The organism is Nocardia sp. CS682, from assembly GCF_004634405.1.
In the GTDB taxonomy this organism is placed as follows: domain Bacteria; phylum Actinomycetota; class Actinomycetes; order Mycobacteriales; family Mycobacteriaceae; genus Nocardia; species Nocardia ninae.
The window spans coordinates 6334081-6353517 of sequence record NZ_CP029710.1; the positions used below are offsets into that span (position 1 = coordinate 6334081).

Annotated in this window: 19 protein-coding genes; 6 read left to right on the forward strand and 13 right to left on the reverse strand. The window is 65.7% G+C overall.

Translation table 11 applies throughout. The annotated features are described in order from the left end of the window. The first annotated feature begins 88 nt into the window (after positions 1-88). A complete protein-coding gene (locus DMB37_RS28375; RefSeq protein WP_240771689.1) occupies positions 89-1045 on the forward strand; it encodes a triacylglycerol lipase in 957 nt (318 codons plus the stop codon). Positions 1046-1102: 57 nt separating this feature from the next. On the opposite strand, the gene DMB37_RS28380 is transcribed toward DMB37_RS28375, so the two are convergent. Beyond that, a complete protein-coding gene (locus tag DMB37_RS28380; protein ID WP_135235289.1) occupies positions 1103-1837 on the reverse strand; it encodes a TVP38/TMEM64 family protein in 735 nt (244 codons plus the stop codon). A 202-nt stretch (positions 1838-2039) separates the two neighbouring features. On the opposite strand from DMB37_RS28380, the gene DMB37_RS28385 reads away from it, so the two are divergent. Then, positions 2040-3281, forward strand: a complete 1242-nt coding sequence (locus DMB37_RS28385) for a sel1 repeat family protein (protein ID WP_135235290.1) — start codon at positions 2040-2042, stop codon at positions 3279-3281. Positions 3282-3284: 3 nt separating this feature from the next. Here the strand turns inward: DMB37_RS28385 and DMB37_RS28390 are convergent, their stop codons facing one another. Further along, positions 3285-3479, reverse strand: coding sequence for a DUF5708 family protein (locus DMB37_RS28390; protein ID WP_135235291.1), 195 nt, complete (start codon positions 3477-3479; stop codon positions 3285-3287). 191 nt (positions 3480-3670) lie between these two features. On the opposite strand from DMB37_RS28390, the gene DMB37_RS28395 reads away from it, so the two are divergent. After that, positions 3671-4306 (forward strand): TetR/AcrR family transcriptional regulator, encoded by a 636-nt coding sequence (locus DMB37_RS28395; protein ID WP_135235292.1) that lies wholly within the window; start codon positions 3671-3673, stop codon positions 4304-4306. 44 nt (positions 4307-4350) lie between these two features. Here the strand turns inward: DMB37_RS28395 and DMB37_RS28400 are convergent, their stop codons facing one another. From DMB37_RS28400 to DMB37_RS28420, 5 genes are all read right to left on the reverse strand, one after another. Further along, complete coding sequence (locus DMB37_RS28400) at positions 4351-4992, reverse strand: LysE family translocator (protein WP_135235293.1); 642 nt, start codon at positions 4990-4992, stop codon at positions 4351-4353. A 3-nt stretch (positions 4993-4995) separates the two neighbouring features. After that, positions 4996-5325 carry a hypothetical protein gene (locus DMB37_RS28405; protein WP_135235294.1) on the reverse strand — a complete coding sequence of 110 codons (330 nt, stop codon included), beginning with the start codon at positions 5323-5325 and terminating at the stop codon, positions 4996-4998. An 18-nt stretch (positions 5326-5343) separates the two neighbouring features. Then, positions 5344-5877: an N-acetyltransferase gene (locus tag DMB37_RS28410; protein WP_206055024.1), complete on the reverse strand. Its 534-nt coding sequence runs from the start codon at positions 5875-5877 to the stop codon at positions 5344-5346. Positions 5878-6025: 148 nt separating this feature from the next. Then, a complete protein-coding gene (locus tag DMB37_RS28415; protein ID WP_240771690.1) occupies positions 6026-6562 on the reverse strand; it encodes a GNAT family N-acetyltransferase in 537 nt (178 codons plus the stop codon). 96 nt (positions 6563-6658) lie between these two features. Next, positions 6659-7483 carry an SDR family oxidoreductase gene (locus tag DMB37_RS28420; protein WP_135235295.1) on the reverse strand — a complete coding sequence of 275 codons (825 nt, stop codon included), beginning with the start codon at positions 7481-7483 and terminating at the stop codon, positions 6659-6661. A 1134-nt stretch (positions 7484-8617) separates the two neighbouring features. Between DMB37_RS28420 and DMB37_RS28425 the strand changes: the two genes are divergently transcribed. Beyond that, the gene (locus tag DMB37_RS28425) at positions 8618-9061 is read left to right on the forward strand and encodes a hypothetical protein (RefSeq protein ID WP_135235296.1); all 444 of its coding nucleotides are present in this window, start codon (positions 8618-8620) and stop codon (positions 9059-9061) included. A gap of 529 nt (positions 9062-9590) precedes the next feature. Next, positions 9591-10349 carry a MerR family transcriptional regulator gene (locus DMB37_RS28430; protein ID WP_135235297.1) on the forward strand — a complete coding sequence of 253 codons (759 nt, stop codon included), beginning with the start codon at positions 9591-9593 and terminating at the stop codon, positions 10347-10349. A 608-nt stretch (positions 10350-10957) separates the two neighbouring features. Here DMB37_RS28430 and DMB37_RS28435 read toward each other — a convergent pair. The 3 genes from DMB37_RS28435 to DMB37_RS28445 are packed head-to-tail and all read right to left on the reverse strand — an operon-like array spanning position 10958 to position 15313. Further along, positions 10958-12109, reverse strand: coding sequence for a lipase family protein (locus tag DMB37_RS28435; RefSeq protein WP_240771691.1), 1152 nt, complete (start codon positions 12107-12109; stop codon positions 10958-10960). 46 nt (positions 12110-12155) lie between these two features. Next, a complete protein-coding gene (locus tag DMB37_RS28440; RefSeq protein WP_135235298.1) occupies positions 12156-13943 on the reverse strand; it encodes a gamma-glutamyltransferase family protein in 1788 nt (595 codons plus the stop codon). A 14-nt stretch (positions 13944-13957) separates the two neighbouring features. Continuing rightward, on the reverse strand, positions 13958-15313 hold the full coding sequence (locus DMB37_RS28445; RefSeq protein ID WP_240771692.1) for an FAD-dependent oxidoreductase: 1356 nt from the start codon (positions 15311-15313) through the stop codon (positions 13958-13960). Positions 15314-15368: 55 nt separating this feature from the next. On the opposite strand from DMB37_RS28445, the gene DMB37_RS28450 reads away from it, so the two are divergent. Further along, a complete protein-coding gene (locus tag DMB37_RS28450) occupies positions 15369-15968 on the forward strand; it encodes a TetR/AcrR family transcriptional regulator (RefSeq protein WP_135235300.1) in 600 nt (199 codons plus the stop codon). A 234-nt stretch (positions 15969-16202) separates the two neighbouring features. Here the strand turns inward: DMB37_RS28450 and DMB37_RS28455 are convergent, their stop codons facing one another. The 3 genes from DMB37_RS28455 to DMB37_RS28465 form a co-directional block, all read right to left on the reverse strand. Then, entirely contained in the window at positions 16203-17147 is a 945-nt protein-coding gene (locus DMB37_RS28455) for a sterol desaturase family protein (RefSeq protein WP_135235301.1), read from the reverse strand. 43 nt (positions 17148-17190) lie between these two features. Then, entirely contained in the window at positions 17191-17904 is a 714-nt protein-coding gene (locus DMB37_RS28460; RefSeq protein WP_240771693.1) for an AraC family transcriptional regulator, read from the reverse strand. A 586-nt stretch (positions 17905-18490) separates the two neighbouring features. Next, entirely contained in the window at positions 18491-18892 is a 402-nt protein-coding gene (locus tag DMB37_RS28465) for a hypothetical protein (protein ID WP_135235302.1), read from the reverse strand. Positions 18893-19437 lie beyond the last annotated feature (545 nt).

The window sequence follows — 19437 nt, forward strand, 5'->3', positions numbered from 1 at the left end:
AAACCTGATCGGTGCGCGAGCTGCGTCCGCAGGTAGTCCTCGAACTCGCCCAGGACAGCTGATTCCAGCCTAAAGTCACTCCCGAAGGGTGGAACTGGAACGCGTTATAAACGGGAGGGATTTCGTTATGCCGAGATGGCGGATCGGATCATTGCTGTGCGCGGTGGCGGTAGGTATGGGCGTCGGACCCGCGCAGGCCGAACTGCCGGTGGAATACAGCACATTCAGCGGAATACGTGCCGAGCTTGCCGATCCCGGTGGCTCACTGCCGGGCAGTAACAACTGGGGCTGCAAACCCAATGCGGCACACCCGAATCCGGTGGTGCTGGTGCACGGCGGCGCCGGGGCGGGAGCCCAAACCAATTGGGGGACATACGTTCCGCTGCTGGCCAACGAGGGTTACTGCGTCTTCGCCCTGACCTACGGTGCACTCGACCTGCCTTGGCCGGTTTCGGCGCTCGGCGGCATGACCGGCACCGCCGAGCAGAACGCGCGCACCATCGGCGGCTTCATCGAGCGGGTACTGGCCGCAACCGGCGCCCGAAAGGTCGATATCGTCGGCCATTCCCTGGGCACGCTGTTGCCGAACTACTACGCGAAACGACTCGGCGGTGCGTCCCGGATCGACCGCTACGTTTCCTTGGCTCCGGTATGGCGCGGCACCTTTGGCGATCAGTTGGCCACCGCCCGCGAGTTCGCCGCTCAGCTGGGCGTCGGTCCGGCCCTGGAAGCGGTACTGAAGGCCCAGCCCACGGGGAAGGAAGCGCAGACCGGTTCGCCGCTGATGGTCGACCTGCATTCCGACGGTATGTACGTCCCCGGCATCACCTACACGAATGTCGTCACCCGCTACGACCAGGTCGTCCTGCCGTACACCTCGGGTCTGCTGCCCGGCGACGGAGTGACGAATATCGTTCTGCAAGAAGGCTGTTCGCAAAATGTGGCCGATCACTTGACCATCGTCGCCGATCGGCGCGCGGCCGCCTTCGTCCGCAACGCCCTCGATCCGCGACACCAGCGACCGGTGCCCTGCGCCGCTGGATAATTCACGGCCGCGCGCCGACGCGGAGCTGTCCTGCGAGAGTTCGGTAGCGGTGGATCCTCAGGCGGCGGGGTCGCGCTGCGGGCCTGCGTCCGAAGCGGCGTCTCGACGCTCGCCGCGCCGACGCCAGCCGCGGTATCCGCGGTGCAGTGCGACGGCGCCGAGGACCGCGGTGACGCACCACACTGCGATCGCGGTGTAGGCCAGCGGCGCCGACAGGTCGCCGATCGATGCGCCGAGTGCGGTGTAGACGAAGGCACGCGGTGCCGAGCCGATGAAGGCGCCGACCGCCATCTGCCACACCGGAACGCCGAACGCGCCGAAGACGTACGACGCCAGCGCATCCGAGATCCCGGGGACGAAGCGCTGCCCGACGACAGCCCAGAGGCCACGCCGCTCGATCTGCGCATCGATCTGCTCGGCGCGGCGGGCACCGATCAGCCTGCGCGCACTCGCGCGGCCCGCGCGCCGTCCGAGCAGACTGGCGATGACCGCCGTGCCCACGGTCGCGCCGAGCGTGACGAAGGTGCCGACGAGTGGACCGAACAGCAGGCCACTGCCCGCGGCCAGGATCGTGCCGGGGACGAAGATGGCGCCGAGGGCGGCTGAGGCCACCACATAGACCAGCGGCGCGACCGGGCCGGTCGACTCGACCAGCTCGCGCACGGCGTCGATGTCGATTACGCGGGCGACGGCGACGAGATAGAACATCACACACAGGAACGCGGCGAACAGCACGAGGCGGGCGATGTCCAGTCGTCGACTGATGCGGTAGGGGCTGCCGTTCTCGGTCATGATGCGGGCAATCTTGCCGCATGCCGACCGGACCCACGACGGCCGCGCGGATGTCGGCGGGGAAACACGCGGTGGTCTGCGAGGTAGGCGAGACCCGCGCTCGCGGTATCAGGCGCGGCTCTCGTCCCGATACCGAGAGTCGAAACTGGTTGAGCGAGTGGTTGACTGGCCCTGCCCTGATGTTCGGCGGGAAGCAGAGAAAATGGTCACGAGTCGGGAATCGCGCGTCGTTGCAGTGGCGCTGGCAGCGGCAGCGGTGGTGAAAGGCGTTGGATTCGCGCCGCAATTGGTCCTCGAGGCATACGAGGCGCTACAGGCCTCGATAACTTCGCGCGAGCCCTACGTCAGGCTGTCCGAACTGTTCCGAATGGAGCAGCACCCACGGTCGGTACACAATGGCGGATGGCTGGCCGAGATGTTCGACGACACCGCGAGCCTCGACGAGCACGCAGATCTCGTGGATCGGGCACAGCAACTGTTCACGATGACACTGCCGGTACTGGCCGAGCGTGCCGAAATTGAGGCCGATACCCATCTCATGGGCCTGCTCGGCGGACTCTTCGGCGACCTCCGCAGGTTGGACCAATCCGAGGATTGGTACACCAAGGCAGCCGAATTCGGCGACACGACGGCGATGCTCACCGTGGCCGCTCTGCTCGAAGAATGGGGTCGGGCCGCCGAGGCCGAGCAGTGGCATCGACGGGCCGCCGAGCTCGGGCGCACCGACGCGATGATCCTGCTCGCCGAGCGACTGGCTGCCGACGCGAGCCGGCAGGCTGAAGCCGAGGAGCTGTACTACCGAGCCGCTGCAGCGGGCGACGTCGCTGCGATGACCGAGCTCGCCCGCCGAGCGGATGATCGCGGCGCAGTCGACGAAGCCGAGATGTGGCACCGCAATGCCCTATACGTCGACCATGCGAACGGCCAGGACCTGTTCGACTTCTTCCGCTTCGGCAAGAACACCTTCTGGACCAGCGAAAAACAGGAAGAGCTGGCCGAATCCGGCGATGTGCGGGCGATGCGTTGCCGCGCATTGGATCTGCGCAAACAGGGCGATGTCGGTGCGCCGAGCAGTGGTACCGGCGTGCCGTCGACGCCGGTGACCCGAGCGCGATGCTGGAGTTCTCCGAGCTGCTGTTCTTCGACGCCGGCAGAGCCGCCGAAGCCGAAAGCTGGTGCAGCAAGGCAGTCGACGCCGGGTACCTGCCCGCCTCGATCGCCCTGGGTCACTATCTGTACCACCGAGGCCGCCATGCCGAAGCTGTTCAGTGCTACCGCAGCGCCGCGGCGGCGGGCTACCTGGTGGCGAAAGATCTCCTCGAGCAACTCGACCCCGGCCGGCGCTGAGGTTGCCCGCCACCGAGAGCTCAGATCCGGGAAGGGGCTCGGCCGGGCCGCCGCATGCTGGGCACTTCCCTGTCGGATGAAGCCACCGCCAGCCTGAGAACTACGTGACGGATTTGCCGACGACCGATTTGAAGAGTCCGTAGAGGACCTCCAGTCCGCCCAGAGCCATCAACACGATGCCCAGCTTGGTCGGCGTGACGACCGGCGTCTCGACATTGCCGGTGAATCGCCACAGCACGAAACCGATAACGAGGGTAATGCCGCCCGTGATCACGGCTTTGAATCCTGAATTCATTCCCTTACCTCTCCCAGTGGTCCATACGACTGTACTGTACAGTCGTATGGACCGGCGAATCGTCAGGCCATCGGTTGTCGCCGCCGCGATAGTTCCCGAGCTGGAGGTCAAACCATGAGCAAGGTCGCCGGTATCACCCGCGACGCCGTCACTGTCTGTTTCGGTCCGGTCGAGCAGCAGTGAGCGGTGCGATGGTGACGGACAACGCGCACGCCCTGCGGCGCGCCGAGCTGTTGGACGGCGTCCTCGACGTCGCGGCGACCCGGGGGATGGAGGCGGTGAGCGTGCGTGAGGTCGCCGCGCAAGTCGGGGTGTCTCCAGCGAAGGTGCAGTACTACTTCCGCACCAAGGACGAATTACTGATCGCCGCATTCAGGCACGTCGAGCAACTCCTCGACGACCGCGCGGCGCAGGTGAGCTACGAGCACGGCGTGGCCGCGGCACTGCGGACGGTCCTGGTGGATTGGCTTCCGGTCGACGCGGCACGGGCGCGGTTGGTGAAGATATGGGTCGCGTTTCTCGCGCGCGCCGTCGTCACCGACGAACTCGCCGCGATCGAGTCGGCCTATCAGCAGCGCACCCAGGCGCAACTGGTCGAGGCCATCGAATCCGGTATCGAATCCGGCGAATACGCGGCCGAGGTCGATCCCGCGCTCGAGGCGCGACTGCTGTCCGCGCTGGTCGAGGGGTTATCGGTGCGCATGCTGACCGACCCGGTCGGGCTGCCCGCCGAAACTGCTATCGCGACCCTCGACGCGCACCTGGCCACCCACCCCAGGCGGACAGACCGCCGTGCGCCGTCGCATGCGCAACACCATGCCGACTGAGCTGGGCCGCGGCGTGTCGATCTGAGGTCCCCGTTCCGGTCTACCTAGGCCGGAACCGGGCGGGTGCGGTCGGTGGCCAGCAGGACCGCGACGGCGCCCAGCAGTGTGCCGGTGACCCAGCGTTGTGCCCGCAGCCACAGCGGTCGCCCGGACAGGAACGATGCGAGGCTGGCGGCACCGAGCACAATCAGGCCGTTGACGGTTAGCGCGATACCGATCTGCACCGAGCCGAGCAGCAGACTCTGCAACCAAATTCGCCCGTGTTCGGGAGTCACGAACTGCGGAATCAGCGCCATGTAGATGATCGCGATCTTCGGATTGAGCAGGTTGGTGACCAGGCCCATGGTGAAGAGTTTGCCCATGGAGTCGGCGGGCAGACCGGACGGCTCGAACACCGAGAGGCCGCCGCGCAACGTCTTCCACGCCAAGTACGCCAAATACGCCGCGCCGGCCAGCTTCAGGGCCAAGTACAACCCGGGCACCACCGCGAAGATCGCGGTAAGCCCGACGGTGGCGGCCACGAGATACACCATGAACCCGATGGCCACGCCCGACAACGAAACCAGACCCGCGCGCCGTCCCTGCGATACGGTCCGCGATACCAGATACACCATGTTCGGCCCTGGCGTCAGCACCATCCCCAGCTCGATCGCGGCCACACCCAGCACCGCCGTCGTTTCGATCACGCCTCACCCTCGCGGACGCCCATCGCGGGTGTCCACAGCCAGTTCTGATGCACTGGACTGGTAGCCATCGACGCCGGACCGGTGGAGTTCGCGGGTGTGGGCACGCTCGCGGTGCTGAGAGTGACGGTTGGATGTCGGGTTTCGTCCTGGCGGCTGCTTTTCAGGCGAATAGCGGTCGGTCACCTGGCGCTCCCGTGAGTGCTTCTCGTTCGGCTGAACCACGACCCTTTTCGCCACCACGAACAAACGCAGCAGAAACGCCAACGCGGCGCCGCTGCGACGGTTCCGGATCATGTGCGCAGCGGGAGCATGCTGCGTCTGGTCGGTGAGCATTGGGCCCGGTCGACTCGATCAGAGCCTGGGCTTCACCATGTGGACCGCACCGCTGATGTGGTTGGGCGGGAGGGGATCCGGTGTGGGCAGGAGTTGGTAGCCCGCGTTCTGATACATGCGGATGTTGCGTTCACTGCGTGCGCCGGTGAACAGGATGAATTGCTCGACGTGCGGGGGAGCGAGACTTTCGATCAGACGCAGCAGGCGGGAACCGGCTCCTCGACCGGTCAGGTCGGGAGCGACCATGAGGCGGCCGACGTGCCAGTCGCTGCCCTCGACCTGGCCGCGCACCGCAGCGACCAGACGCCCGCGTTCCCGCACGACCAGAGTCGTCGATGTGGTCGCCCACGCCAGTACCTCGTCGTGGGTCTCGTGCAGCGGGGGGAGGTCGAGCATGTCGTTGAGCACTGCCTCCGGCACCCAGCAGCATCGTTGCAGGACAACGAGTTCGGCGAGATCGTCCGCAGTGAAGAGGGACAGTGTGGAGTCGGGGAGCACCTCCGATAGGGCATCGCGGGGTAGATCTAATTGCTTCGGCGACTGGGTGGCCACGAGCGGTTCCTAATCATTGGTGCGGATGGACGATGCGGCGGGGTGGTCGACTCTGAGCGGTCGTCCGCTGGGTGAATCCTGGAGTTCCCTGACGCGGGACATCTCACGAAAGTACGGCGCGCCTCCCAGCGCAACTGCACTGCGAGAGTCAGCGCATCCGTTTGTGGAAGATGAGGAAATCGCACGGGGTGGCGAGCAGCGGCACCAGGTGCGGGTAGCTCTCCTCCAGCTGCCCCTTACGCTCGAGGACGTACCCGAGCCGCAGATACCAGCCGCGCAAAAACTCCTTCACCGGATGCGCCCAGCTGCGGGGCACCAGTAGCTCCAGCTGCACCGTCCGCGCGCCCTGATCAACGCACTGACGCTCGGCGAAATCGACCAGGGCACTGCCGATTCCGGCGCCGCGCTGCTCGGGCGCGCACACCAACATGCCGAATTCGCCGATGCCATCGGCCAATTGCCGAATGCAGACGGCACCAACTAGTCGGCCGTCTTCCTCACGCGCCACGGCGACATGACCGTCGGTGATCAACCCGGCCAGCTCGGATGTCGTTGTGCGACTGGCGCCGTCAAGCCACAGACCTGCTTCGGCCGCCTCGTACACCCGATTCACCAGGTCGGTGAGCTCCGCGAGTAGCGCGGTATCGCCCCCCGCCTCCGTCGGCACCATCTCGATGGACACCATCGGTACTCCCTCTCGCATCGTGACGTTTCTCCCGTCCACTCCCGCGCCCATGATCACATGGTCGCCGTGCCGACATCGGCGATAAGTGGTTCCGTATCAATCCGAGGACCGCGGTGGCAGGCCCATGGTTCTGGTCAGCAGCGTGTCCATGGTTCGGGCCGGCAGCAGTCGCTTCAGCGCGACAGTGATGTGCGCGTCGGTACCGACGAGGTAGCGCGGGCGGGGACGGCGTGCGGTGAGCGCTCGCTCGACGACGACGGCGACTCGCTCTGGTGCTCCGGCCCCGGCCTCTATCTTTTTATTGAACTGAGTGGCGGCGTCCATGGCCTGGCCGTATCGGCGCTCTGCCGTCTCGCCCATGATTGCGCGATCTATCTGCACCGTTGCTTCGGTTTTGGCCCGGTTCCGTGATTTGAAGCTACCGGGGTTGACCACGACGACTGATACACCCCAGGGCGCCAGTTCCTGGCGCAGCGAGTCTGCGATCGCCTCCACGGCGAACTTCGAGGCGCTGTAGGCGCCGAGGAAGGGGGTAGCGACGAGACCTGCGGTCGAACTGATCATGACGAGGCGTCCCCGTCCAGCCCTGATCGCAGGCAAGAACGCCTGGGTCACGGCTAGTACCCCGACAACGTTGATCTCCAGTTGCTCGCGCAAGCGGTCGAGAGGTATGTGCTCCATCGGTCCGGCGAAGGTGACTCCTGCGTTGTTGATCAAGCCGCTCAGCGGCCCGACATCCTTCGCTGCCGCAGCCAGCTGCGCAGCGTCGGTGACGTCCAGTGCTACCGGCCGGATGTGCGGGTGGGCCGGCGCGTCGGCAATTCGCCGCACTCCAGCCACAACCTCATGCCCGCCCTCAGCGAGTCTGACGGCAACCGCTCGCCCGATGCCGCTGGAGGCGCCCGTTACGAGGAATGTCATTCTTGCCCTCTAGTTCGATATGCGTGTTGGAAGCGGATCCGCAGGGGAGCCCCGGCAACACTGGACGTCATGCCGCTGCGGCACAGTCGAGTTGGCGCACGCGCCAGCTGCGTGTCGCCACGGGCGACACAGCTGCGGGCCGCCGGAGCGGTGTTGGCGAACGGGCCGCGAATTGACACGTGCTGCTGTCGTCGTTCGAAAGGCAGTCTTTCCTACCGGTCGAACCTAGAACGCGGCGGCGACCGGCGAAACCGCCAGTTGACCGAATAACTCCCGCCGACTGGATGGTTGGGGTAGCCGATAGGTCCGCTAGCTGAGATGTCGGTCGAACGAACGACACGACGCTGCGGAGCCAGCGGAACCCGCCCGTCCAACTGCGCATGATCGGCACTTCCGGGCGTTCACGAACACACGCCACGCGGCATCCGGTCCTCGAGTCGAGCAACGACGGACTGATCGCGAACCAGATGACAGCTCAACGAGTTCGGGTATGGCCGACGATGCCGATAGGCTGACTGCGAGTTCGGTTGCCGGAGCCGAACACCGATTGCACGAGTTGGGCCGACCGTTGACGCAGCAGTAGACGATTCCCGCGCCGGGCGGGCGAGGAGGCGCGGCGGATGGAGGGTCCCGCCTGCGGCGGATGGTGTGGCTGCTCGCGATCGCCGCGCTGTTGGCGGCGGACCTCGCGGCAGTGCCTGCGATCTACCTGTCGAATGATCATGCTCATGTCGCGACGTCTCGCCCGTGGCCAACCACGGAAATGAGCAGTTTCTTCACGGCCATTCAGACTCCGTCCGTGGAGGGTTGGTCAGTGCTGTGATGAGGTGACTCGGTGGTCGGGATGGCGTGCGTACTCGCGGATACATCTGCAGCGCAATCAGATCCGCCCCAGAGTGTGCTTCGGCGATCCAGCGGCGTGGCAGAACGACGAAGCCTGTCACGCTGTCGCCGCGTCGGATGATTTTCAGTGTGGTCCACGGTTTCTGGCGGGGCCAGGTGGTGAGGTTGCCGCTGTAGGCTCCGTCGGTAATCGTCGAGCATTTCGGCCAGGCGTGGTGCGGCCCGGGCCAGCGCGAGGCGCGGTCGAATCGGACATTTCTTGCGCTATCCTCCTGTGTACGAGGAGGTTTCATGAATTCGCGTCATGAGCCGGGTCTGCGTGCTGATACCCCGGCTGCCGAAGTGTTACTGAAGCCGCGGTACAAGCCGGGCCGGAATGTCGACCTCGTCGGTGCAGTGCTCCTGTTCGCGGGGGCATTCGTCTTCGGAATGTCCATGGTGCTGATGATCGCCATGTTCGCTTCCCGAGACTGTACGGGCGAGTGCGCCACCTACCTCGACGCAGGCATTGGTCTGATGACTTCCGCGACGTTCATTGTCGAGCTCGTCGTGCTGGTGCTGATGGTGTGGAGTTGGTGGCGTCGGCGCGTCGTGTCGGTGTGGCCGATGTGGTCATTCCTGGTGCTGGCTGTGGTAGCGGTCTTCAGCTGGCTGATCGTCGTATCTGGTCCTGGCCTCCCCGGATCTGGGGACTTCCTTCCTTCCATGCCCTCGGACTTGCCATCCCTGGGCTGAGGTCGTTCGACATGTCTTCGAAGTAATCGCCGACAGCGCTCATTCCACGGTTAGCGAGATGGAGCATTGGCAGCATGTCATCAAAGCCGTCGAGTAACTGCGGTCGCAGATTAACTGTGCACTGATCTGTCGGCTGTTGTTGTGGTCGCGGCCGGCGACGAGCCGCGCGGGAACGCGAACGCCTCATGGCCACCGCCGGTTTCGTTTTCCAAGTCACCGATCGGGATGATGTTTGGTGCCGCAGCGCAGGCCAAGGATGGATGCGGGCCGCTGCGGCGGCCGTAGCCCCGCGCAGACAGATCCTGCGCACCGCGGGTTCGGTGGCGGCCCGCACTTCTGTTCGGCATGCGGTCTCGGGCTCGAGGGGTCATTGCATCACCACGTGGATAGTCATGTCGGCGTGGAGGTTTGGGTGCCGCTGCTGTTGTGATGTCCAGCAGAAAATTCGCGGTTGCTCCTGACGTAGCGTCAGGTCATAGCGTCGGTGTTACCGGCGCGAGGTGCGGCGGTGGAAGCGAGATGGAAGCGGATGGACAAGCCGGGAAATGGGCAGGTGTGGAAGGTCGGTGAGCTCGCGGCCGAGATCGGATTGACGGTCCGGACGTTGCATCATTACGACCGCATCGGCTTGGTAAGCCCGGCTGGGCGCACCAATACCGGGCACCGGCTCTATACCGAAGCCGATGTCCAGCACCTGTATCAGGTGGTGGCCTTGCGTCAACTGGGCCTGGGACTGGATCAGATCGCGAACGTGCTCGCCGGCACCACGGCAATTACCCAAGTGCTGGCCGCGCATCGCGATTTTCTGGCTGCTCAGGTCTCTGCGACGCAGGCCCTGCACGCCCTGGTGGCCGCACTTGCGGCGACGGCGCAGAACCGGCCCGACATCTGCGCGGATCGCTTCCTGGAATTGATCAGGAGAACTGTCATGGTCGACGACACGGTCAAGCAATATTTCACGCAAGAGCAATTGGCACAGCTCGCTCACCGTCGGGAGCAATCCGGCGAGCCCCACATCGAGCAGGTCGAAGCAGGCTGGCGCGAATTGATCTCGCAGGTCGACGCGGCAATCGAGGCCGGGCTGGACCCGGCATCTCCGCAGGCTCAGCAGTTGGCCGCGCGGTGGATGCGGTTGCTGGAAGAATTCCACGGTGGTGATACCGGGCTGCGCGACAGTTTGTACCGGATGCAAGCCGACAACGCAGAACGAATTCAGAACGAGTTCCGCGGCCCGTCACCGGCCCAGATCGATTTCATCGAGGCCGCAAACGCTTCACGGGGACAGTGACGCCCGGCACCGACCAGACTGGCTGAGTAGCAGCGGTCCCGATGTCGAGGGTCAGCGGTGGCGCGGGAAGAGCCCCGTTTGAGCAGGTACCTGGCTCCCGCGTCGAAGCCTGCGGGGCTGAGCTGTTCGAAGTCGAATGCATCGCCCAGCCGGTTGGTCGTGTTGAAAACCGAGCAGACGGCCAGCGCGTCCTCGATTTGCTCACCTGTGACAGCTGCGGCCAGCACGTCCCGCATGTCCGCGATGCCTTTCCGGTTTGGGTCGGCTTTCCCCGCATCCGTGGCGTTGCCCGCAGCCCGCCCCTCGACCGGGGCGGAGTCTACGTCGGCGAGCACGGCATCAACCTTCGCCTCGTTCTGAGCCGTACCAGCGCTGGCCCGCCAGCCAACGCAGCGCGGATGGTCTGCCGCACAGCGGACCTCATCCGCTGATCCCCGCGTACTCGCCGAGTGGCACATGGTTGCGGCAACGGGCGAGTGAGCCCTCCACCATGTGCCACTCGCGAGATTCACCGCGGTGCGGTCGATCCGAACGGCGCGATATGCCGTGCCCTACGCCAAGGAACGAGAAACCTTCGGCCAGAGGGGAAGTAGGCCGACCCGCCCTGATCAGCGACTCGGCAAGACTTCAGCCAGGAACGCGGACACGTCGGCACGGGCGTGCGGCAGGAGCGTGAAGTGAGTGGCCGATGGGTAGAACTGCAGTCGGCTGTCGACACCACCCTGCTGGAGTTGTTGCTGGAGTAGCACCGTCGTCGGCATCGGCTGCACCGTGTCGGCGCCGCCCTGTAGGAGCAGCAGTGGCCGGTGATAGCCGGTGGTGGGTGCACCCATGTAGTCGCGGAGGGCGGCGGTCACCGCCGGATCGGTCAGGGGTTTGCTGAATAGCTCACCGACGGGGCGGCCCTTGACGGCGGTGGTCGCTGACTCCAGGCATCCTTCGCCGGCGGCCGCGAGGGCGAGCACTTGCTTTCCACGCTCGCTCAGGTGATCGGTGGACGCCAGCTCCGGACGTGCGTGCTGGAGGCCCGCCATGATCATCAAGACGCGGACCTGCAGTCCGGCGGGCAGCGGCGCGGCCAGGTCGGGTCCGGAGAGCAGGGTGATCAGATTTTCGTAATTACTTGTCGGAGCGAAGGCAGCTGTTCCGCGCAGATCGAGTTCCGGGGCGTAGCTCGACGACAATTGCGCCGCGAGTAGAGCCGCGTGCCCGCCGATGGAATGCCCGGCCAGCGCATATGAATCCGACAGTTCGGGGGCGAGGGCTCGACCGGCCCGGACAATGTCGAGCACCGCATGCCCTTCGGCGCGCCCGGCCAAGTATTCGTACTGCCCCGGTGCGCCCAGCCCGATGTAATCTGTGGCCGCCACCGCGTAACCCTGGGCCAAGAGCGAAGACATCTGCGGTGTCTCGTCGTGGTCATCCGCAATTCCACCCATCAGGTTGGGCGCGCACCCTTGCGCCATGCCGCTTGTGCCATGCGCCCACGACACCACCCGCCAACCACCGGGCGGCGGCGTCCCGGTGGGAAGATAAACGTTTCCGCCGCTGACCTGAGGCTCACCGTTCTGGCCGGTGGTCCGGTAGACGAGCCGGAAACCCCTGCCCGACGCGGGAATCAGCTCGGCGCCGTCCAGCTGCCGGGAGGACACGACGGATCCAGGGCCGTTCGACGGCACCGCCGTCGATATTCCGGTGGTTGTTACCGAACATCCGGCGACCAGCATCGCGACGACCATGCACCGCATGGGGAACTTCATGGAACACCTCTCATGTAATGGGTTGAGAAACAAGCGATTCGGTCTTTCAGCGTCCGGCGGCGTAGCCCTGCATTCCGCGTGGATTGGCCGCCGCCGACAGCACGCCCGTCTCGGGGTCGCGGGCGACGGCGCAGATGCGCCCCTCCGACCAGGGGTCGCCCACGGAGATCCGATGACCGCGCCGGAGCAGCTCGGCTCGAACGCCCGGGTCGACGCGCGACTCCATGGTCACACCACCGGGATTCATCGAACGCGGATAGAACGAGCCGGGAAAGCTGTCCTGGTGCCAGTTCGGTGCGTCGATCGCCCCCTGGAGATCCAGGTGGCCACAACCCTTTGCGTCGCCGCGCGATACCAGTTCCAGGAAGAAGTGCAAGCTCCACTGATCCTGCTGGTCACCACCCGGAGTGCCGAATGCCAGGATGGGCTCGCCGTCACGTAATGCCAGGGTGGGGCTGAGCGTGGTGCGTGGGCGGCGGCCCGGTGCAAGGGAATTCGGGAGTCCCGGCTCCAGCCACGCCATCTGCAACCGGGTGCCGAGCGGGAAACCCAGTTCGGGCACGACCGGATTCGACTGCAGCCAGCCTCCGCTGGGCGTGGCGGCAACCATGTTGCCCCAGCGATCCACGATGTCGAGATGGCAGGTGTCGCCGCGGGTGGCGCCGGTAACTGCCACGGTAGGTTCCCCGATGCTGACCGAAACATCTTGCGGCGCAGCGGAATGAACATGGCTACTCAGCCGCGGCGATCGACCGCCCGGGCTGCCGGGCCGCAGCAGATAGGACGCTTCCGGGCCGATCAGGGCACGCCGTTCCGCGTTGTACACCGGCGACAGCAATGCCTCCAGGCTGGTCTCGGAGCCCTCCCCGTACCAGGCCTCCCGATCCGCCATCGCGAGTTTCGATCCCTCGATCAGCGCGTGGTAGTAATCGGCCGTTCCGTGGTCCAGTCGTTCTGGTAGCAAGGCAAGCTGCTGCAGAAATGTGGGCCCCTGGCTCCACAGGCCGGGCTTCGCGATGGTCCAGCCGTTCCAGGTGTATGTGGCCGAATCCTCGTATGTAGCAGCGTAATTCGCCAGATCGTCGCCGGTCAGAGTGCCGGCGTGGCGCTCGCCGGAGGTGTCCATCGTGGGCTGTGCCGCTGCGCAGGCAAGCGCTTCGGCGATGAACCCCTCGCGCCATGCGCGCCTGGCGATGTCGATCTGTGTGTCGCGGTCCGCGCTCGCAGCCTCGGCTTCGGTGATCAGCCGCCGCCAGGTCCGAGCCAATACCGGGTTCTTCAGCAATTGCCCAGGGGCAGGCGGATTTCCGTCCGGTAGATACACCGAGGCCGAAGTAGTCCACTCGGTCTCGAAGATATCCCGCATCCAGGACACGGTGACCGAGACATCCTCGAGCACGGGGTGTCCATGCTCGGCGTACCAGATGGCGTGTGCCAGCACCTCGGCCAGCCGCTTGGTGCCGTGGTTGCGTAAGAGCAGCATCCAGGCGTCGAAGGCGCCGGGTACCGCCGCGGCCAACGGCCCGGTTCCGGGCACCAACGCCAGGCCCAGGCCGGTGTAATGCTTGATCGTCGCGCCCGTTGGTGCTGGACCTTGCCCGCACAGCACCTGCGGGGGCTGTCCCGCCGCTGCGAGGATGATCGGCACCTCCCCCGCCGGGCCGTTCAGGTGCGGCTCGACCACATGCAGGGTGAAGCCCGCAGCTACCGCCGCGTCGAAGGCGTTGCCGCCGTCCTCGAGGATCGCCATCGCGGCCGCCGAGGCGAGCCAGTGCGTGGACGAGACCATGCCGAAGGTGCCCTGCAGGGTGGGACGTGTGGTGAAGCTGGTCATTGGTGTGAGTCCCTTCAGCGGGTGGTGGCGAGAATTTCGCGGGCCGCGCGTTGACCGGATTCGATTGCGCCGTCGATGTATCCGGCCCAGCGGGTCGCTGTTTCGGTGCCAGCCCAGTGCAGCGAGCCGGTCGGGCGGCGCAACTCCGGTCCGAAGCGCGTCAAGGTCGAGGGGGTGGCGAAGGCGCCGTAGCAGCCGCGGCTGAAAGATTCTGCGGCCCAGTCCTGTTCGATGTAGTGGACCGGATTGCGCGCCTTGGGGCCGAAATAGGCTGCCAGGTCGTCGAGTACCGCGGCGCGGCGTTCCTTCGGTGCCAGGCGAGCGGCGGCTTGGGCATGGGTGGCTTCGAGGAAGCCGACCAGGACCGCGGGGTCGCCACTGGGTGGACCGGCGTCGAAGACTGTACCGAGCGGCCGCCGGTCGCTATTGGCTTGTCCAGATAGACCTTTCGCGCGCCAGAACGGCTCGTCATAGACCGCGTTGACCTTGATCGTCCAGCCCATTGGGAGGCGTTGCAGCAGTTGGGCGCGTTCGGCGGGCAGGTCCGGCGTGAACCGGATTCGGTTCACCAGCGGCGGTGGGACCGCGATGATCGCGTGCCGCCCCCACCATTGCCGCCGCCCGGCCCGGACCCGAATCTTGTCGTCGCTCCAGTCGATTTGTATCACCGCGGCATTGAGGACGACCCGGTCGCCCAATTCCTCGGCCATCGCGATCGACAGCCGCTGGGTGCCGCCGACGACCCGGTCCTGCTGCGCGCCGCCGGTCGTGTTGATCAACGAGTCGAGGCCGCCGCCCGAATGGATGTAGAACTGCGCCCACAGTGCCGACATGTCCTCCGGTTCGGCGCACCAGACCGCCTGGGTGATCAGCCGGAAAAAGGCGCGTCCGGTCGCGGTGTTCGAGTGCTTGCGCAACCAGGTGTCGAAGGTTTGCGCATCGAGTTCCCCGGCCTGGGGCGCCGTCCACGGTGCCTGCAAGGGTATTCGCCGGGCCGCGCGATCCAGGCGCAGCTGGGTGACCCCGATATCGGCCAGTGCCAACAGATTCAGTCGAGGTATCCGCCCCGGGTAGCGGGTGACGCGGCCGCCGAATTCGCCGATCTTCAGGCCGTGGTCGTAGGTCGGATAGGTGGCGAACTCTAGTTCGGTCAGCAATGCCAGCACCCGTTCCTGCCCGGGTCCGACCCACATGCCGCCGACTTCGACGGACGAGGCACTGTCCGGTATTTCGACATTGCGGGTGCGACCGCCGACCCGGTCCCGAGCCTCCAGCACCACGACGTCGAGCCCGGCCGCCGCGAGCGTGCGGGCAGCCGTCAGCCCGGCCGCCCCGGCCCCAACGACGATCACATCTTTGCGATCCGACATTCGCATACACCTAACATCTCAGATACATGATGTATGTGAATGTAGTCTTGTTGCTGTGACTGTCAAGGGACGACGTGCGGAATACGCCGAAGCCACCCGATCCGCGCTATTGGAGGCGGGGCGTCGGCTGTTCATGGAACGGCGGTACTCGGAACTGTCCGCCGACGAGATCGCGGGGGCCGCCCGCCTGACGCGCGGCGCCGTATATCACCACTTCAACGGCAAGCAAGGGTTGTTCGAGGCAGTCTTCGAGCAGGTCGAACAGGAGCTGACCGAGCGGTTGACGAAAGCACTCGGTACGCCGGGCGACCCGTGGGACACCACCGTCCGGGCCTTGAACGTCTTCCTCGACGAATGCACCGACGTGGCCTACCAGCGCATCGTGCTGCAGCAAGGCCCGGTCGCCCTGGGCTGGGACCGCTGGCGTGAGCTCGACGAGCGCCACATGGTCGGCCTGATCGGCGACCTGGTCGACGAGCTGATCCGGGCGGGCGTCTTCCGCCCCCGATCGCCGCACCTGATCGTCCGCGCCATCTACGGACTGCTCACCGAATTGGCTTGGAGCCTTGCCGAATCGGCCAACGAACAGGTGCGCCGCGAAGCAGGCCAGATCGCCCTCGGCATGATCGACTCGCTACGACGCGAAGTCGAATAGCTGGGTCAGGAGGTCGAAGACCGCGCATCGCCGCAGCGGGCCAGCGCAGGTTCACCGAGGGCTACTCCTGCTCAATCTCAGCGAATGGGCTGTCGACCTGGCCCTCGTCCGGGGTGAGCTCGAACCGTGCCGCCTGCTGAGCGCAGGTGCCCTCGCCCGCGGGCACCTGCAACGACATTCTGCTCCGGTTCTGAAAGCCACTCTCGTGTGAGCAGCGTTCGTGAGCAATCGAGTTCAGCTGATGGGCGCGACAGAGCCCGCGTCACGGTCGGCCGCCGAAGCGGCAGAGGAACTTTCGGTGGTGGCGTCGGCGAAGTGGCAGGCACCGTGGTGGGTGAATGGTTCGACGAGTTGGGCAAGGTAGCTGACGGGGTAGTCGGGCTTGGCGGCCATGCCTAGGTCGGCGCTACTGAATCGGCGAGTTGGGTCGTAGCTGTAGGTGCGTAGCAGGTGGTCCCAGAGGAGGGTGAACAGCCCGAAGTTGACGTCGCCGATGCCCGCCCATTTGAGGTGGTGGAAGCGGTGTCCTTCGTTGAGGGCGAGTAGGTGTTTGAAGGGGCCGACGCGGTAGTCGGTGTTGGAGTGTTGCAGCAGCAACTGCACCGCGACCGCGAGAGACAGTGCGGCGGCGACGGGGACGGGAATGCCGATGAGCAGCAGCGGGGTGACGCCTGCGGTCATTTCGATCGTTTGATGCAGGGGGTGCTTCATCAGGCCGTTGAGGCCGTAGAAGCGGGTGAGGCTGTGGTGCACGGCGTGGAACCGCCACAGGACCCCGATCTTGTGGCTGGCGTAGTGGGTCAGGGTGATACCGAGGTCGGCGACCAGGATCGCGATCAGTACCTGGACGAGGAAAGGCCAGTTGCTGGGCCAGATTCCGTCGCCGGGGATCAGCGCGGCCAAGGCGGGGATCGCGGCGACGCTGGCGAGGATGAGGGTTTCGTTGACGAAGGTGTGGGTGGTGTCGCGGCCGGCGTCCCCGGCCGGGGTGTTCCAGGCATCGTGATAGGGCAGTAAGCGTTCGGCGGCGAACGATAACGCGATGGCGGTGACGAGCAGAGCCAGCAGCCACGCTTTGTTGGCTCCGCTGGCTGCCAGGGCGATGCCTGCGCCGTTGATGCCGATCAGCATCAACGGCACGTAGCCGTAGCGGATGAGAGGTGCAGTGATCGTGGACATGTGTTCAGCGTCGCTGTCGGGCGTGGCCCGCGGCTTGTAGAAATCAGCTGGACTGAGGCGTGCGGGGTCGCCAGCCGGTGGCGATGAGGGCTTCGGTGGGGGTGATGCCGAACAGGTCGCGGCAGGTTTTGGTCAGATGCGCGCTGTCGGTGAAACCGGCGGCGTGCGCGGCTTCGGTCAGCGATCCGCCTGCGCGGACGGTGCCGACGGCTAGTTGCAGGCGGGTCCAGCGCCGCCACGCGGCGTAGGGCAGCCCGACTTCGGCGGCGAACAGATGCGATAGGCGGCTCGGTGACATCGCGACGGCGGCGGCGAGCTCGCCCAGCGGCGGCGGACCGCTCGGCGCCGCGGCCGCCACGCGCAGCGCTCGGGTCACCACTGGATGCGAGGACCGCCCTGGAACAGGCGATGCCGAGTCGGGCAGTGGCACTGCAGGAGTGGCTCGCGGGGTCGCCGCGGTGATCCAACTCGACACCTGGTCAGGGGGTAGGCCATCGAGGCGGGCCAAGGCAGCGCGGCCGGTGATGCTGGCCGAATCGAGGTAAGCGAAGAAGCCGGTAGTGGTGGGGGTGGCGCGGACTTCGTGGCGAATCCCCGGAGGAATGATCGCCTGCTGGGCAGAGATCGTGTGCCCGGTGGAGTCGGTCAGGGTCAGCTCACCGGTGGTGACAAGCAGGAACTGCACCGCAGCGTGGGAATGTGCTGCGGTGTCCCCGATTTCACCGGTGAACGCCATCAGTCCAGGGGTGAACACCACACCGCCGAGCCACCTCGGCACGTTCGCCGTCACTGCTGCCGACGGCGAGAAGGCAGACGTGCCGCGATGAGCACGGCGAAAGCGGTGCTGATGGCGGCGCTTGCCCAGAACACGTTCGACATCGCGTGAGTGTAGACATCCCGGCCGCACTCAGCAGCGCTTCCCCTAGTCATCATCAACCGCCCCGAACACGCCATGACCCACCAACTCCGCCCGCGCCACCGACGACTCGCCCAGACGAAGCACGCACGGTCAGAACACACCTGCGGAATCAACCGCCTTCAAGCTCACAACCTCCGGCATACCTCTCCCACCGTCGCCGAGGATGTTATCCACGCCGATCCTGGACCTACTTCCGCTCATTCGGTGTCGGCTCAGGCGGACATCACGATCGACACTCGCTCACCTGCAGTTGCGGATGTTCGCGAGATCGACTGCGCGCCAACGCCTGTGCTCTCGAGAATGCCCGCTCGGCGGCATTTCCGGACGTTTGTGCCCTGAGCGGCGCATAGTTATCTGGCATCGTCACAACGAAGCGAAGAGGCGCCCCTGGCCCGGCGACACCCCCTTCACCTCACAGCGCGAACTACTGCTTCTTGGCGTACGTGACGACCGCCTTACCGTCGGCGGTAATGGCGGTGAACGCAGTCACGACCGAACCGCCGTCCACGCAACTGAGGGACCTGATCAGGTAGGTGACCTCGACGTTGATGGGATTGTGGTTGCGGTCTTCAGTTTCATAGGCGTAGTCGACGGTGGTCCCGGAGTCGCCGATCTTGTAGGTTCCCTCACCCTCGGGCTGACCGGGATCTTCAGTGCTCAGCGTCCCGTCTCCTTTGAAGGTCAAAGTAGCGGGGTTTTCGATTTGCGACGAGCCAGCCGAGGCAAAGGTCCCTTTCCAGTCGGCCTCGGTGGCGCCGCATTCGGCTACCGCAGCCGCCGGTGCGGCCGAGCCGACCACCAATCCGGCACCGACTACCGCGATCAATGTGGCAAGGGCGGGGACGGTTGAACGTCCTGGAGTGATCATCATGTCCTTTTCGGATGGGACAACACGGAATGTGCGCCGGTAGCGCCCGTCCCGGGGCCGTTTCAGCGCCTACGGCACCAGACAGACACGCGACCCGACAGTATTCGTTGCTGTCGAGCGGCACGGATGGCTCTCTCATGCGACTGTCCCCGATGGGGGCAACCGCTCCGCTCCCTCGGCGCCGAATCTTGGTCGGTTACACCGCTACTTTCCCTCGCCACATACGTGAGAATGCTGCTGCCACGCCGCCACGTAGACCCTAGTAAGTCAGGACAACCGTCGAGCGCGGACTGGGCCGTCCACCAGGCTGACTTCCGATAACAGCTACTAACGGCCGTCGGAGAGTCTGCGAAACTTACGTCCGCTCGTCGGCAAATTTGGGACGTCCTGAGCCGCAGCGAGTCTGGGTCGCGGACCGCGCGCTCCGCGGCATTACAAGGGCGTTCGTGCCAGCATTGGACGAGGGCGGGCTGGAAGCGGTGATGCCGCCGCCGGTGCCTGGA

Excerpts from the sequence above, each read along its gene's own strand:
- DMB37_RS28380 (WP_135235289.1), bottom strand. The coding sequence starts at position 1,837 with ATGACCGAGAACGGCAGCCCCTACCGCATCAGTCGACGACTGGACATC.
- DMB37_RS28385 (WP_135235290.1), top strand. The coding sequence starts at position 2,040 with ATGGTCACGAGTCGGGAATCGCGCGTCGTTGCAGTGGCGCTGGCAGCG.
- DMB37_RS28390 (WP_135235291.1), bottom strand. The coding sequence starts at position 3,479 with ATGAATTCAGGATTCAAAGCCGTGATCACGGGCGGCATTACCCTCGTT.
- DMB37_RS28395 (WP_135235292.1), top strand. The coding sequence starts at position 3,671 with ATGGTGACGGACAACGCGCACGCCCTGCGGCGCGCCGAGCTGTTGGAC.
- DMB37_RS28405 (WP_135235294.1), bottom strand. The coding sequence starts at position 5,325 with ATGCTCACCGACCAGACGCAGCATGCTCCCGCTGCGCACATGATCCGG.
- DMB37_RS28415 (WP_240771690.1), bottom strand. The coding sequence starts at position 6,562 with ATGGTGTCCATCGAGATGGTGCCGACGGAGGCGGGGGGCGATACCGCG.
- DMB37_RS28420 (WP_135235295.1), bottom strand. The coding sequence starts at position 7,483 with ATGACATTCCTCGTAACGGGCGCCTCCAGCGGCATCGGGCGAGCGGTT.
- DMB37_RS28425 (WP_135235296.1), top strand. The coding sequence starts at position 8,618 with ATGAATTCGCGTCATGAGCCGGGTCTGCGTGCTGATACCCCGGCTGCC.
- DMB37_RS28430 (WP_135235297.1), top strand. The coding sequence starts at position 9,591 with ATGGACAAGCCGGGAAATGGGCAGGTGTGGAAGGTCGGTGAGCTCGCG.
- DMB37_RS28435 (WP_240771691.1), bottom strand. The coding sequence starts at position 12,109 with ATGAAGTTCCCCATGCGGTGCATGGTCGTCGCGATGCTGGTCGCCGGA.
- DMB37_RS28440 (WP_135235298.1), bottom strand. The coding sequence starts at position 13,943 with ATGACCAGCTTCACCACACGTCCCACCCTGCAGGGCACCTTCGGCATG.
- DMB37_RS28445 (WP_240771692.1), bottom strand. The coding sequence starts at position 15,313 with ATGTCGGATCGCAAAGATGTGATCGTCGTTGGGGCCGGGGCGGCCGGG.
- DMB37_RS28455 (WP_135235301.1), bottom strand. The coding sequence starts at position 17,147 with ATGTCCACGATCACTGCACCTCTCATCCGCTACGGCTACGTGCCGTTG.